10 protein-coding genes are annotated in these 14,393 nt (G+C 71.0%); 7 read left to right on the forward strand and 3 right to left on the reverse strand.

Annotated elements, in window-relative coordinates; genetic code table 11:
• Nucleotides 1–159 precede the first annotated feature (159 nt).
• From ACZ518_RS19295 to ACZ518_RS19305, 3 genes are all read left to right on the forward strand, one after another.
• A complete protein-coding gene (locus ACZ518_RS19295) occupies nucleotides 160–1,548 on the forward strand; it encodes an amino acid permease (protein ID WP_469114187.1) in 1,389 nt (462 codons plus the stop codon).
• Between the two features lie 145 nt (nucleotides 1,549–1,693).
• Nucleotides 1,694–3,112 carry an amino acid permease gene (locus ACZ518_RS19300; RefSeq protein WP_469114188.1) on the forward strand — a complete coding sequence of 473 codons (1,419 nt, stop codon included), beginning with the start codon at nucleotides 1,694–1,696 and terminating at the stop codon, nucleotides 3,110–3,112.
• A 170-nt stretch (nucleotides 3,113–3,282) separates the two neighbouring features.
• Entirely contained in the window at nucleotides 3,283–3,939 is a 657-nt protein-coding gene (locus ACZ518_RS19305; RefSeq protein WP_469114189.1) for a superoxide dismutase, read from the forward strand.
• A gap of 135 nt (nucleotides 3,940–4,074) precedes the next feature.
• Here ACZ518_RS19305 and ACZ518_RS19310 read toward each other — a convergent pair whose 3' ends face one another.
• The gene (locus ACZ518_RS19310; RefSeq protein ID WP_469114190.1) at nucleotides 4,075–4,722 is read right to left on the reverse strand and encodes a mycothiol-dependent nitroreductase Rv2466c family protein; all 648 of its coding nucleotides are present in this window, start codon (nucleotides 4,720–4,722) and stop codon (nucleotides 4,075–4,077) included.
• 125 nt (nucleotides 4,723–4,847) lie between these two features.
• On the opposite strand from ACZ518_RS19310, the gene pepN reads away from it, so the two are divergent.
• Together pepN and ACZ518_RS19320 are read left to right on the forward strand one after the other, a co-directional pair.
• Nucleotides 4,848–7,433 carry an aminopeptidase N gene (gene pepN, locus ACZ518_RS19315; protein ID WP_469114191.1) on the forward strand — a complete coding sequence of 862 codons (2,586 nt, stop codon included), beginning with the start codon at nucleotides 4,848–4,850 and terminating at the stop codon, nucleotides 7,431–7,433.
• A gap of 298 nt (nucleotides 7,434–7,731) precedes the next feature.
• Nucleotides 7,732–8,694, forward strand: coding sequence for a hypothetical protein (locus tag ACZ518_RS19320; RefSeq protein WP_469114192.1), 963 nt, complete (start codon nucleotides 7,732–7,734; stop codon nucleotides 8,692–8,694).
• Here the strand turns inward: ACZ518_RS19320 and ACZ518_RS19325 are convergent.
• Both ACZ518_RS19325 and ACZ518_RS19330 read right to left on the reverse strand, forming a co-directional pair.
• Nucleotides 8,670–9,566: a pyridoxamine 5'-phosphate oxidase family protein gene (locus ACZ518_RS19325; RefSeq protein ID WP_469114193.1), complete on the reverse strand. Its 897-nt coding sequence runs from the start codon at nucleotides 9,564–9,566 to the stop codon at nucleotides 8,670–8,672. The two genes, ACZ518_RS19320 and ACZ518_RS19325, sit on opposite strands and share 25 nt — an antisense overlap.
• A gap of 23 nt (nucleotides 9,567–9,589) precedes the next feature.
• Nucleotides 9,590–10,048 carry a VOC family protein gene (locus ACZ518_RS19330; protein WP_469114194.1) on the reverse strand — a complete coding sequence of 153 codons (459 nt, stop codon included), beginning with the start codon at nucleotides 10,046–10,048 and terminating at the stop codon, nucleotides 9,590–9,592.
• A 111-nt stretch (nucleotides 10,049–10,159) separates the two neighbouring features.
• Between ACZ518_RS19330 and ACZ518_RS19335 the strand changes: the two genes are divergently transcribed.
• Together ACZ518_RS19335 and ACZ518_RS19340 are read left to right on the forward strand one after the other, a co-directional pair.
• Entirely contained in the window at nucleotides 10,160–10,726 is a 567-nt protein-coding gene (locus ACZ518_RS19335) for a CGNR zinc finger domain-containing protein (protein ID WP_469114195.1), read from the forward strand.
• A gap of 274 nt (nucleotides 10,727–11,000) precedes the next feature.
• Nucleotides 11,001–14,339: a S8 family serine peptidase gene (locus tag ACZ518_RS19340; RefSeq protein ID WP_469114196.1), complete on the forward strand. Its 3,339-nt coding sequence runs from the start codon at nucleotides 11,001–11,003 to the stop codon at nucleotides 14,337–14,339.
• Nucleotides 14,340–14,393 lie beyond the last annotated feature (54 nt).

Raw genomic sequence — 14,393 nt, forward strand, 5'->3', positions numbered from 1 at the left:
TGCAGCCTTACACCCGAGTTGAAGTGATCCCGATCACGGCCCACATTCGACGACACATACCTTTTTGCTCCCGGGGGTCCGCTCCAGCCAGACTGTAGGTTCCCGCCAATCCCCCCGGATACCCTGCGTCGCTTGTCTACCGAGAGTACGAATCTGCTCATGCGCGAAGATCTGTCCGTCACCGGGAGCGAGCTGCCCCCGGAACCCCTGAGCCACAGCCTCAAGCAGCGCCACCTGACCATGCTGGGCCTCGGCGGCGTGATCGGCGCCGGCCTGTTCGTCGGCTCCGGCGCCGGCATCGGGATCGCCGGCCCCGCGATCATCTGCTCGTACCTGCTGGCCGGCGTGCTCGCCATGCTGGTGATGCGGATGCTCGGCGAGATGTCCGCCGCGATGCCCGCCTCCGGGTCCTTCTCGGTGTACGCGGAGAAGGCCCTCGGGCGCTGGGCCGGTTTCTCGGCCGGCTGGCTGTACTGGTTCCTGCTGGTGGTGGTGCTCGCCGTGGAGGCGACCGGCGCCGCGAACATCGCCCACGGGTGGGTGCCCTCGGTCGACCAGTGGCTGTGGGTGCTGATCTTCATGGTGGTCTTCACCCTCAGCAACCTGGCCGCCGTCCGGAACTTCGGCGAGTTCGAGTTCTGGTTCGCCGCCCTCAAGGTCGGCGCGATCGTGCTGTTCCTGATCCTGGGCACCCTGGCGGTCTTCGGCCTGCTCCCCGACACCGAGCCCGTGGGAATGGCCAACCTGACCGGGCAGGGCGGCTTCTTCCCGGCCGGGGTCGGCGGGGTCATCGCCGGCATGCTCGCGGTGGTCTTCGCCTTCGGCGGCCTGGAGGTCGTCACCATCGCGGCCGCCGAGTCGGACGACCCGGCCAAGTCGGTGTCCCGTGCGGTGCGCAGCGCGGTGTGGCGCATCCTCTTCTTCTACGTCGGCTCGATGCTGGTCATCGTGACCCTGCTGCCGTGGGACTCGCTGAAGCCCGGTGAGAGCCCGTACGTCGCCGTCCTGGACTCCATCGGGATCCCGGCGGCGGGCCAGATCATGAACATCGTGGTGTTCGTGGCGCTGCTGTCGGCGCTGAACGCCAACCTGTACGGCTCCTCGCGCATGGTGTTCTCGCTGGCCGAGCGGGGCGAGGCGCCCAAGGCGCTGCTGAAGGTGTCGGGCAGCGGGGTGCCGACGCGGGCGGTGCTGGCGTCGGTGGCGTTCGGCTTCGTGTCGGTGGTGCTGAACCTGCTGTGGCCGGACACGGTGTTCCTCTACATGCTCAACGCGGTCGGCGCGGTGCTGCTGTTCGTGTGGGCGCTGATCGCGGTCTCGCAGCTGCGGCTGCGGCCCCGGCTGGAGCGGGACATGCCGGAGCGGCTGACGCTGCCGATGTGGGCCTTCCCGTACCTGACGTGGGCGGCGCTGGCGGGGATGGCGGCGGTGCTGGTGCTGATGCTGTTCGACGACTCGGCGCGGCCGCAGCTGCTGTGGTCCTCGGGCGCGGCGGCCGCCGTGCTGCTCGTGGCGTGGTACCGGGAGGTCCGGGACCGGCGGTCCTGACCGTTCGGCAGAGGTGGGGCAGGCCCGGGACGTTCGTCCCGGGCCTGTTCCGGTTTCCGGGGCGGTCCGGTCACGTCCGGTGAGAGCGATGTCCGGATAATGGACATCTGGCGTCCGATAAACGGACGATCGGCAGACTGGCCCCATGAGTCAGAGCACCACCACCGCACCTCCCGAGCAGCGGGGCACCGGCGGCCCCGCGGCCGCCAAGGCCGCTTCCCCCCTCGGCAACGGCCTCAAGCAGCGCCACCTCTCGATGATCGCCCTCGGCGGAGTGATCGGCGCCGGCCTCTTCGTCGGCTCCGGCGCCGGCATCGCGGCCGCCGGCCCCTCGATCGTGCTGGCGTACGCCGTGTCCGGGCTGCTCGTGATGTTCGTGATGCGGATGCTCGGCGAGATGTCCGCCGCCAACCCGGCCTCCGGCTCCTTCTCGGTGCACGCCGAGCGGGCCGTCGGGCCCTGGGCCGGCTTCACCGCGGGCTGGATGTTCTGGACCCTGCTGGTCGTGGGCGTGGCCATCGAGGCCATCGGCGCGGCGCACATCCTGGCCGGCTGGTTCCCCGGCACCCCGTCGTGGATGTGGGTGCTGGTGCTCATGGTGGTCTTCACCGTCGCCAACCTGGGCGCGGTCGCGCGCTTCGGCGAGTTCGAGTTCTGGTTCGCCGCCCTCAAGATCGGCGCCATCGGACTCTTCCTGGGGCTGGGCGTGCTCGCCGTCCTCGGCCTGCTGCCCGGCACCTCCTCCCCCGGCGCCGGCAACCTGCTGCACGACGGCGGCTTCCTGCCCAACGGGATCGACGGCCTGCTCGTCGGCCTGCTCGCCTCGGTGGTCGCGTACGGCGGCCTGGAGACGGTGACCATCGCGGCCGCCGAGTCCGAGGACCCGGTCAAGGGCGTGGCCAAGGCCGTGAGGACCACCATGTGGCGGATCGCGATCGTCTACGTCGGCTCGATGCTGGTGATCGTCACCCTGCTGCCCTGGAACGACCCGGCCGTCACCGAGCACGGCCCGTACGCGGCGACCCTGGACCACCTGGGCATCCCGGCCGCCGGCCAGATCATGAACGTGGTCATCCTGGTCGCCCTGCTGTCCGCGATGAACGCCAACATCTACGGCTCCTCGCGCATGGCCTACTCCCTGGTCGCCCGGGGCCAGGGCCCCAAGGCGCTGGGCAAGGTCTCCGGCGGGGTGCCACGCCGCGCGGTGCTGGCCTCCGCGGGCTTCGGGTTCGTCACCGTCCTGCTGTCCTACTGGTACCCGGACACCCTGTTCGCCTGGCTGCTGAACATGGTCGGCGGGGTCATCCTCATCGTCTGGGGCTTCATCGCCGTCTCGCAGTTCGTGCTGCGCCGCCGCCTGGAGCGCGAGGCCCCCGGGAAGCTGGTCGTGAAGATGTGGGGCTTCCCGTACCTGACCTGGGTGGCGCTGGCGGGCGTCGCCGGCGTGCTGGTGCTGATGGCCCTGGGCGAGGACACCCGGACGCAGGTGGTCTTCACCGGCGGGCTGACCGCGGCCCTGGCGGCGACCGGATACGCGATGCAGCGCCGGGCGGCGCGCGGCTGACGGCCCGACAGCCCTTCCCGCCAGGAGGCGGACCCCGTGTGCGACGCGGGGTCCGCCTCTCTTCGTACAGAGGTGACCCTTACGTGTGACTCGGAATAGATACTGCTAGCGTGCAGTTGCGCATTAGTTGCAATTAGCGATTGACACGCCGAGGGGACCGGACAACACGCATGGCCATCTACACGCTTCCTGAGCTTCCTTACGACTACGCGGCCCTGGAGCCGGTGATCAACCCGCAGATCATCGAGCTGCACCACGACAAGCACCACGCCGCCTACGTCACGGGCGCCAACACCACGCTGGAGCAGCTGGAGGAGGCGCGCGACAAGGAGAACTGGGGCGCCCTCAACGGCCTGGAGAAGAACCTCGCGTTCCACCTCTCCGGCCACATCCTGCACAGCATCTACTGGAACAACATGGCCAGCCCGAAGACCGGCGAGGGCGGCGGCGAGCCGACCGCGGCCGACGGCCTGGGCGACCTGACGGACGCGATCACCGAATCCTTCGGCTCCTTCGCCAAGTTCAAGAAGCAGCTGACCTTCGCGTCCTCCGCGACGCAGGGCTCCGGCTGGGGCGTCCTCGCGTACGAGCCCGTCAGCGGCCGGCTCGTCGTCGAGCAGGTCTACGACCACCAGGGCAACGTGGGTATCGCCAGCACGCCGATCCTGGTCTTCGACGCCTGGGAGCACGCCTTCTACCTTCAGTACAAGAACCAGAAGGTGGACTTCATCGAGGCCATGTGGAACGTCGTCAACTGGCAGGACGTGGCCAAGCGCTACGCCGACGCCAAGGCGAACACCCCGCTGCTGATCCCCGTCAAGGGTTGATCCGCAAGACACCCCCAGCCCCCCAGACCCGCCCGCCTCGTGATCGTCTTCTCAGCCTTCGCGTGCGGGCGCGTTCAGCGGAAGACCCCCGTGAGGACGTGACTCACGGGGGTCTTCCGTACGTACGGGGCCGGACTACTCGAAGGACGGGCCCTGGGTGCGGGTGCGCTTGATCTCGTAGAAGCCGGGGGTCGAGGCGACCAGCAGGGTGCCGTCCCACAGGCGGGCGGCGGCCTCGCCGCGCGGGGCGGGCGTGACCACCGGGCCGAAGAAGGCCACTTCGCCGCCGTCGGGGCCGGGCACGGAGATCACCGGGGTGCCGACCTCCTGGCCGACGCGCTCGATGCCGTCGTTGTGGGAGTCGCGCAGGACCTGGTCGTACTCGTCGGAGTCGGCGTAGGCGAGCAGCTCGGCCGGCAGGCCGACCTCCTCCAGGGCATCGGCGATGACCTCGCGGGTCGCGCCGCGGTCCTCGTTGTGGATCTTGGTGCCGAGGGCGGTGTACAGCTTGCCGGTGACCTCGTCGCCGAACTTCTGCTGGGCGGCGACCACCACGCGCACGGGGGCCCAGCCCTTGGGGCCGAGCAGCTCGCGGTAACGCTCGGGCAGCTCGTCGAGCTTGTGCTCGTTGAGCACGGCGAGGCTCATCACGTGCCAGCGGACTTCCACGTCGCGGACCTTCTCGACCTCCAGCATCCAGCGGGAGGTCATCCAGGCCCAGGGGCAGAGCGGGTCGAACCAGAAATCGACCGGCGTCTTCTCGCTCACCTGGGTGTCGGTCATGGCACTCCTCAAGTCATATAAGGCGTCACGGGTCATGTTCTTATCCGCCAACCAGGCCGGGATCGCCCGCATTCCCCGTGGGAGGATTCCAGCGAAGACCGTGATCACGCACGAAGGAGTGCAACGTGCCCGGAGAGAACCTGTCCCGCGACGAGGCCCGCGAACGGGCCGAACTGCTGTCCGTCGACGGGTACGAGGTGGTCCTCGACCTGAGGTCAGCGGTGGACGAGGCCGAGCCGGCCGAGGGCCCCCGCACCTTCCGCTCGGTGACCACCGTGCGCTTCCGGGCCGCCGTCCCGGGCGCGTCCTCCTTCGCCGACCTGATCGCCCCCTCCGTGAACTCCGTCACCCTGAACGGACGCACGCTGGACCCGGCCGCCGTCTTCGACGGCGCGCGGATCGCGCTGGAGGGGCTCGACTCCGAGAACGTCCTGGTCGTCGACGCGAACTGCGCCTACAGCCGGACCGGCGAGGGCATGCACCGCTTCGTGGACCCGGAGGACGGCGAGGTCTACCTCTACACCCAGTACGAGCCGGCGGACGCCCGCCGCGTGTACGCGAACTTCGAACAGCCCGACCTGAAGGCGCCCTACCGCTTCGAGGTGACCGCGCCCGAGGGCTGGCAGGTGTGGAGCAACGGCGCGGAGGAGTCCCGCGAGGGGCAGACCCGGCGCTTCGCCGAGACCGCGCCCATCTCCACGTACATCACCTGCGTGGTGGCGGGTCCGTACCACTACGTCACGGACACCTACACGCGCGGGGACCTGACCATCCCGCTGGGCGCGATGTGCCGCAAGGGGCTGGCGAAGCACTTCGACGCCGACGACGTGTTCCTCGTCACCAAGCAGGGCTTCGACCTCTTCCACGAGATCTTCGACTACCCGTACCCCTTCGGGAAGTACGACCAGGCCTTCGTGCCCGAGTACAACCTCGGCGCCATGGAGAACCCGGGGATGGTCACCTTCCGCGAGGAGTACATCTTCCGCGGGAAGGTCACGCAGGCCTCCTACGAGCGGCGCGCGAACGTCATCCTGCACGAGATGGCGCACATGTGGTTCGGCGACCTGGTCACCATGAAGTGGTGGGACGACCTGTGGCTGAAGGAGTCCTTCGCGGACTTCATGGGCTCCTTCGGACTCGTCGAGGCCACCCGTTTCGACCAGGCCTGGGTCACCTTCGCCAACAGCCGCAAGGCATGGGCGTACCGGGCCGACCAGCTGCCGTCCACGCACCCGATCACGGCCGACATCCGTGACCTGGAGGACGCGAAGCTGAACTTCGACGGCATCACGTACGCCAAGGGCGCCGCGGTGCTCAAGCAGCTCGTCGCCTACGTGGGCCGGGACGCGTTCCTGGACGGCGCACGGCGCTACTTCAAGGCGCACGCGTACGGGAACACCACCCTGGACGACCTGCTGTCGGTGCTCGGGGAGGTCTCCGGGCGGGACATGGGCGAGTGGTCGCGGGCCTGGCTCCAGACGGCCGGCGTGAACGCGCTGACGCCGGCGGTGACCTCCGACGCGGCCGGGCGGCTCACGGAGCTGGCGGTGGTCCAGGAGGGCGACGCAGTGCCCCATCAGTCGGCTCCGTCGACGTGGCGCCCGCACCGGGTCGCGGTGGGCCTGTACCGGCTGGAGGCGGACGGGTCGCTGGCGCGCTACGCGCGGGCCGAGGCGGACGTGGCGGGCGCCCGGACGGTGATCGCGGAGCTGGCCGGGCTGGAGCGGCCGGACCTGGTCCTGGTCAACGACGAGGACCTCACGTACTGCAAGATCCGCTTCGACGAGGCCTCGCTGGCCACGCTGCGCGGGCACCTGGGCGACCTGACGGACCCGCTGGCCCGGGCGCTGTGCTGGTCGGCGCTGTGGAACCTGACGCGGGACGCGCTCATGCCCGCGCGGGACTTCGTCTCGCTGGTCCTGGCGCACGCGGGCCGGGAGACCGACGTCGGCGTGCTCCAGCAGCTGCACGCGCAGGCGCTCAGCGCGGTGACCCACTACACGCCGGCACCCCGGCGCGAGCAGACCGGGCGGGACCTGGCGGCGGGCGCGCTGCACGAGCTGCGGCTGGCCGAGCCGGGGTCGGAGCACCAGCTGACCTGGGCCCGGTTCTTCGCGGCGAGCGCGGCGACGGAGGGCGACTTCCAGCTGCTGCTGGGCCTGCTGGACGGCACGGCACGGGTCGACGGGCTGGAGGTCGACCAGGAGCTGCGCTGGGACTTCCTGCTGCCGCTGGTGGCGCACGGGGCCCTGGGCGAGGCGGCGGTGGAGGCCGAGCTGACCCGGGACGACACCGCTTCGGGCAAGCGGCACCAGGTGCGGTGCCTGGCCGCCCGGCCGTCGGCGGCGGTCAAGGACCAGGCGTGGGCCGCGGTGGTGGAGTCGGACGCGCTGTCGAACGCGCTGGTGGAGGCCACCATCTCCGGGATGCAGCAGAGCTCGCAGCGCGAGCTGCTGGCGGGCTACACGGAGCGCTACTTCGAGGTGATCGAGCGGGTCTGGGCGCAGCGCTCGATCCAGATCGGCATCGACGTGGTGAAGGGGCTCTACCCGATGCTCCAGGACTCGCGGGCCACGGTCGAGGCCACCGACGCGTGGCTCGCCGCCCGCCCGGACGCGGCCCCCGCGCTGCGCCGGCTGGTGCTGGAGTCCCGCGACGACCTGGCCCGCGCGCTGCGCGGCCAGGCCTGCGACGCGGCCGCGGGCAGCTAGCCTGCGGCGCCGTTGTCGGGGGGGCTCTGCCCCCGACAACGGCGCCGCACCCGGGCAAATCCAGCCCCGCCTGGGGGCACCTCCCAGCGGTAGCTGGGGGAGTTTGAGGCGCGAGGTCCGGGGCGGAGCCCCAGGAGCGGCGCCGCACCTGGGCACGGGCAGGGGCCCGTAAAGCCTGCTCACCGGCGGACGCCCATCGGCACTCGAACGCCCGTACTTTAGCCCCAGCTTGTCCGGATTTGTCGACGGGCGTGTAACAGGGGTTAGCAAGGCCATGGCCTGAGGGAATCACCGTGTCATGAACCAGAACGCACCCCTCCCCCTCGCCCACCTCACCGCCAGCCGCCCCCGCGTGCTGACCCTCGCGCAGCTGCGCGAGCACGGCGTCAGCGCCTCCGAGGCAGCCGGGCGGCCCTGGCAGCAGGTGCTGCCCGGGGTGTTCCTGCTCCACTCCGGCCCCGCGACCAGCGAGGAGCGGCTGCACGCCGCCCTGCTGTACGCCGGCCGGCGCGGCAGCGGCGAGGTCATGATCACCGGGCTGGCCGCCCTCGCGCTCTACCGGTTCTCCGCCACCCCCGCCCTCCTCGCCCTCTCCCACATCGACGTGCTGGTGCCGAACACCCGCCGCCTGCGCTCCACCGGCGACGTCCGCATCGTCCGCGCCCACACCCCGCCCCGCCCCGTGGAGGTGACCGGGCTGCCGGTGGCCCCGGTGGCGCGGGCCGTCGCCGACGCCGTCGCAGAGGTCTCCGACGCCGGCACGGTGCGCCGCATCCTCAGCGAGGCCGTGCGCGGCGGCCACTGCGAACCGGCCGCCGTGGTACGGGAGCTGACGGTGGCCCGGCTGCTGAACCGGCCGCACGTGGTTGACGCCGTCGAGTCCCTCCTCGCCGAGGGCCGGGCCATCGCGGAGGACCGGCTGTACCAGCTGGTACGCGGCTTCGAGCTCCCCGAGCCCGTCTGGAACGTGGACCTGCGGCTGCCCGGCGGCCCGCACCTGGGCGGGGTCGACGCGTACTGGCCCGAGCAGGCCGTCGCCATCGAGATCGACACCCGCGCACCCCGCCAGGGCGAGGACGAGGACTGGTCGGAGGCGGTCCGCAAGCGGGAGACCCTGGAGCGCCTCGGGGTGACCGTCCTGTACCTGACGCCCCGCAAGCTGCGGGACTGGCCCGAGCAGCAGGCGGCGGTCGTCCGGACCGCCCTGACGGCGTCCGGCGACCGCGAGCCCGCCGCCTACCTGGTCGTACTGCCCCGGTGAGGCGGGTTGGCCGGGGAGTACTCCGGGGCGCTCCAGCGCAGCCGCCCCGGATGCAGGCTCTCCACCACCGCCTCCACCCGGAAGCGCACGGCGCGGCTCCCGCCGGGGCCGTACTCGGTCCGGGCCCGCCCGCTCAGCTGGAGCAGCCCGCCGCCCTCCCAGTCGGGGAAGAGCAGCCCGGCCCGCTCGTCGGCGGCCAGGTTGCCGAGGGTCAGGAACATCGCGTTGCCCGCGTAGTCCGGCCAGAGCAGCTCCGTCGGCGAGAGCACCTCCACGAAGCCCGGCATCCCGCCCCGGTGGCTGGCGTCGGCCCCGTCCGCCTCGGCGGTGGTGGCGACGAAGAAGGTGTCGGCGGCGCGGACGGCCCGCTCCTGGCCGGGGGTGAGCGCGTCACCGCGCCGCACCACCCCGGGCCCTTCGGCCACCAGCTCCAGCGGCTGCCGCTTCTGCAGGTACTTGGGGCAGTTGGAGAACACCTGCTCGGCCTCCACCGCGAAACCGCCGGGCGCCACGGCGAGGATCCCGTTGAGCCGCATCCGGCGCCGGGTGCGGGGGTCGAGGGAGATGGTCCCGACCCGGGTGCCCGCGGTGGCCAGCGCCCCGGCCAGCGGGTCGCCCTCGGGGAGGCCCCCCGAGACCCGGACGCGGTCCGGCCCGGTGGCATGTACGAAACCGGGCGCACCGGTGAGCAGCGAGGCCCACAGCCGCCCCGCGCCGTCGGCGGCGCCGACGACGAGGTGGGGCTGCTGGGCGAGGAAGGCCGCCGCGACGTCGCGGATGTCCCCGCCGATCGAGCGGCCGACGTGCTCGGCGAGCTCGCGTACGCCGACCCGTTCCTGCACGGCCAGCGAGCCCTCGTGGTACCGGCCCATGACGACCCCCAATCCTTGAGTTCCTAGAAGAAGCCGCAGGTCGGAGCATCCGCCGTGGGGGCGGGAGCGCCCTGCGCCCCGGTGGGCACGGAGATTTCCAGGCGGGTGCCGTCCGGGTCGTGGAAGAAGATCCCCCCGGAGGCGGCGCCCTCGCGGTGGGCGACGACGCCCTCGTGGGCGAAGTCCACGCCGAGGCCGCGCAGCCGCTCCTCGTACGCCCGGACCTCCTCGATCGCGCCGGCCGAGAACGCGAGGTGGTGCAGCCCGGCGGCCTGCGGCCGGTACGGGCCCTCCGCCTGCTGCCACAGGGTCAGGACGAGTTCGCCGTCCTGGCCGAGGAAGGCGAACCTGCGGCCCTCCTCCTTGCCCTCGCCCAGCAGCGCGAAGCCGAGGGCGTCGCGGTAGAAGGCGAGCGAGCGGTCCAGGTCGGTGACGTTGAGGCCGATGTGCCCGGTGCGGAGCGTGCCGGTGGTGGCGGACATGAGGGTTCCCTTCCCCGAAGTTCTAACCTTCTAAATTGAGATTAAGGGTTAGTCCGGAGCCCGTCAACCGGTCACGTACCCTTGAGGGGTTAGCGGCGCGAGGAGGCGGACATGACGGCACCGACCACGGACCCACGTCCGCTGACGGGAGAGCCGGTCTCCCTCGACCTGCTGAACACGCGCTGGATGCTGGACGGCGAGATCGCCGACCTCTTCGCGGGGGCTTCCGGACTGAGCCGGCTGGAGGGCCTGGCCCTCTGGCTGGAGGGCGCCGGCCTGGCCGGCCGCTTCCGCGCGGACAAGTCGACCCTGGTCCACCTGCTGACCGCGCGCGAGGCGATCGCCCGCGCGGTCGCGGACCCCGCCGACGAGAGCGCGCGCTCCCTGGTGGACTCCGTACTGGAGCACGGCCGGATCCGGGCCACCCTCACCGCCGAAGGCCCGGGCGAGCGCGCCGAGTTCGCCGACCCCTCCTGGGGTCCGGCCTGGACCGCGGCCCGCGACTACCTCGGCCTGCTGGCCACCGCGCCCGACCGGATCCGCAAGTGCGCCTCGGAGACCTGCGTACTGCACTTCCACGACACCTCGCGCAACGGCACCCGGCGCTGGTGCTCCATGGCCATCTGCGGCAACCGCGCCAAGGCCTCGCGGCACTACGCGCGCACGCGCGAGCGCTGAACGGTCGGAATCTGTCACACCGACTTTGAGACGGAAGGCCGATCCTTCCCCGTAAGACGGTCGGAAAGTCGATAAATCAACTCACCGGGCACCGCAAGTCGCCCCGGCTTGCCCCGGCATGTCCTCACTGGCGGACACTCCGCGCTGACGGGAACCCGCCATGTCAGGTCTCGGTCAATGACAACCCTCCCCAAACAGCTGTCACTTGCGCAAAGCTGACCGGTCATCCGGCACCGAAATCCGGACCGTATCTTTCACTTAGCCAGGGATGCTGATGACCCTCGACTCCCCCAGCTCCACCACCGGGGCCATACCCGGCACCAGGCGCGCGGCCCGCGTCGCGGCGGCCGCGGGCCTGGTGGCCGCCCTCTGCGCCACCGGCGCGGTACCCGCCTTCGCGGCGGGCTCCGGTGACGACCCGTGGGTGACCTCTCCGGTCAAGTCCGCGGACCAGAAGCTCGGTTCGGCCGACGCCGAACTGCTCCAGGAGGCCAAGACCAAGGGTGACGCGACCGTCACCGTCATGGTCGCGACCGCCCCCGGCCAGACCAAGCAGGTCGCCGACCAGCTCGACGCCGTCCAGGGCGCCTCGATCGGCCAGACGTACGACAAGCTCGGCTACGTACGCGCCACCCTGCCGACCGACAAGGCGGAGGCCGCACTGAAGGCGGCCGCCAAGCTGGAGTCCGTGCACGGCATGGACCTGCGGCACGAGATCCGGCTGCCGGACCCGCGCCCCGAGGCGAGCAAGGACGGTTCGGCCAGGAAGACCGCCGCCGAGTCCTACCCGGCGCCGGACAAGAACACCCCGGCCAAGAACCCGTACAACCCCTCGTTCGAGACCGGCTCGGTGGACTTCGTCAAGAAGAACCCGCAGGCCGACGGCCGTGGCGTGACCATCGGCATCATGGACTCGGGCGTCGACGTCAGCCACCCCGCGCTGCAGAAGACCACCACCGGCGAGCGCAAGATCGTCGACTGGGTGACCGCGACCGACCCGATCACGGACAACGACGGGACCTGGCGCGCCCAGATCACCCCGGTCACCTCCACGGGCGGCGCCTTCACCGCCGGCGGCCAGAGCTGGAAGGCCCCCGAGGGCAGCTTCCAGTGGAGCCGCTTCAGCGAGTCGATCACCGCCACCGGCGACATGAAGGGCGACGTCAACCGGGACGGGGACACCACCGACCGGTTCGGCATGCTCTACGACGCGGCCGCCGGCACCGTCCGCGTCGACACCGACCAGGACGGCGACTTCACCAACAACGAGCCGATGAAGCCGTACAAGGACGGCTACCAGATCGGCTGGTTCGGTACGGACAACCCGGCCACCGAGGTCGCGGAGCGGATCCCGTTCACCATCGAGATCCGCAAGGACGTCCCGATGGACCCGCTCGGCGGCGACTGGGTCGGCAAGAAGGCCGACTTCGTCAACATCGGCATCATCGAGTCCGAGCACGGCACGCACGTCGCCGGCATCACCTCCGCCAACGGCCTGTTCGGCGGCCAGATGAACGGCCAGGCGCCGGGCGCCAAGCTCGTCTCCTCCCGCGCCTGCTCCTGGTCCGGCGGCTGCACCAACGTCGCACTGACCGAGGGCATGATCGACCTCGTCGTCAACCGCGGCGTCGACATCGTCAACATGTCGATCGGCGGCCTGCCGGCGCTGAACGACGGCAACAACGCCCGCTCCGAGCTCTACAAGAACCTCATCGACACCTACGGTGTCCAGCTCGTCATCTCGGCGGGCAACGAGGGCCCGGGCGTCAACACCATCGGCGACCCCGGCCTCGCGGACAAGGTCATCTCCGTGGGCGCCGCGGTCTCCAAGGAGACCTGGGCCGCCAACTACGGCTCCGGCGTGGCCAAGAAGTACAACATGTTCCCCTTCTCCTCGCGCGGTCCGCGTGAGGACGGCGGGTTCACGCCGACCATCACCGCCCCCGGCGCGGCCATCAACACCATCCAGACCTGGCTGCCCGGCGCGCCCGTGAAGGAGGCCGGCTACAACCTCCCGGCCGGCTACGGCATGCTGCAGGGCACCTCGATGTCCTCGCCGCAGGCCGCGGGCGCCAGCGCCCTGCTGATCTCGGCCGCCAAGCAGGCGAAGATCGCCCTGCCCCCGGCCAACCTGCGCGTGGCGCTGACCAGCACCGCCAAGAAGATCGACGACGTTCCGGCCCACGCACAGGGTGCCGGTCTGATCGACATCCCCAAGGCGTGGGAGTCCATCCAGCGCGGCGCCAAGGCCAACGAGTTCACGGTCAAGGCCCCCGTCGACACCGCGCTCGACCAGTTCCTGAAGACCCCGGGCTTCGGCACCGGCCTCTACGACCGCGAGGGCGGCCTGAAGGTCGGCCAGAAGAAGGTCTACGACGTCGTCGTCACCCGCACCACCGGCGTCAAGTACGGCACGCGGCACAACATCGGCTGGCGCACCAACGACGGCACCTTCAAGGTCGTCGGCGGTGGCGGGTACGACTACGTCACCCTGCCGCTGAACAAGCCCGTGACCATCAAGGTCGAGGCCAACGTCAAGTCGGCCGGCGTCCACAGCGGCATCCTGCAGCTCGACGACCCCACCACCGAGGGCGTCGACAAGCAGATCCTGTCCACGGTCGTCGCCGCCACCCCGCTGGCGAAGCCGTCCTTCACGCTGTCGGACACCTCCACCGTGCAGCGCAACAGCCACAAGTCGTACTTCGTGACCGTCCCGCAGGGCGCCAAGACCCTCGAGGTCGCCCTCGGCGGGCTCGCGGCGGGCAGCCAGACGCGCTTCATCTCGATCCACCCGTACGGCACGGGCGTCGAGGACAGTGCGACCACCCAGTGCTACCCGAACTACGACAACCCGGCCAACCAGTGCCGCCCCGACCTGCGCTCGTACGAGAACCCGCAGCCGGGCGTCTGGGAGATCGAGGTCGAGTCGCGCCGTACGTCGCCGCTGCTCGACAACCCGTTCAAGCTGGACGTCTCCGTCCTCGGCGCGGGCTTCGACCCGGCCGTCAAGGTCCTGCCCGAGGTCAAGCAGGGCACCCCGGCGCCGGTCCAGTGGACCGTGAAGAACGACGCCGCCGCCATCTCCGGCGGCAAGCTGCGGGGCGGCCCGCTCGGCTCCGCGAAGGTCGACAAGCCGACCATCGCGGCCGGCGAGACCAAGACCACCGAGGTCACCGTCGGTGAGGGCGCCGCCCGCCTGGACGTGGCGATCAACAAGCCCTCGGACACCGGCGCCGACCTCGACCTCGAGGTCTACAAGGACGGCGTCAAGGTCGGCTCCTCCGCCGACGGCGACTCCGACGAGTCCGTCAGCCTGGTCAAGCCCGCCGCCGGTACCTACACCATCAAGGTGATCGGCTACGCGGTCCCGGCCGGCACCACCACGTACGACTACCGCGACGTGTTCTTCTCGGCCGCCCTGGGCTCCGTCCAGGTCGACGAGGCCGCCGCGGTCAACCTCGCCACCGGCGCCTCCGCGCAGGTCTCGGCGAACGTCCTGGTGACGGGCGCGGCCCCCGAGGGCCGTCAGTTCTTCGGCCAGGTCCAGCTGCTCAACGCCCGCGGCACCGCCGCCGGCACCGGCAGCGTGCAGATCGACAAGGTCCTCCCGTAACGGCGTGACCTGCTGAACGCATGACGGAGGGGCGGTGCTCGACCGAGCACCGCC

This window comes from Streptomyces sp. NPDC033966 (genome assembly GCF_055575955.1).

Bases quoted from the DNA above. Each gene is read 5' to 3' on its own strand.
- ACZ518_RS19295 (WP_469114187.1), top strand. From the start codon at position 160: ATGCGCGAAGATCTGTCCGTCACCGGGAGCGAGCTGCCCCCGGAACCC.
- ACZ518_RS19300 (WP_469114188.1), top strand. From the start codon at position 1,694: ATGAGTCAGAGCACCACCACCGCACCTCCCGAGCAGCGGGGCACCGGC.
- ACZ518_RS19305 (WP_469114189.1), top strand. From the start codon at position 3,283: ATGGCCATCTACACGCTTCCTGAGCTTCCTTACGACTACGCGGCCCTG.
- ACZ518_RS19310 (WP_469114190.1), bottom strand. From the start codon at position 4,722: ATGACCGACACCCAGGTGAGCGAGAAGACGCCGGTCGATTTCTGGTTC.
- ACZ518_RS19320 (WP_469114192.1), top strand. From the start codon at position 7,732: ATGAACCAGAACGCACCCCTCCCCCTCGCCCACCTCACCGCCAGCCGC.
- ACZ518_RS19325 (WP_469114193.1), bottom strand. From the start codon at position 9,566: ATGGGCCGGTACCACGAGGGCTCGCTGGCCGTGCAGGAACGGGTCGGC.
- ACZ518_RS19330 (WP_469114194.1), bottom strand. From the start codon at position 10,048: ATGTCCGCCACCACCGGCACGCTCCGCACCGGGCACATCGGCCTCAAC.
- ACZ518_RS19335 (WP_469114195.1), top strand. From the start codon at position 10,160: ATGACGGCACCGACCACGGACCCACGTCCGCTGACGGGAGAGCCGGTC.
- ACZ518_RS19340 (WP_469114196.1), top strand. From the start codon at position 11,001: ATGACCCTCGACTCCCCCAGCTCCACCACCGGGGCCATACCCGGCACC.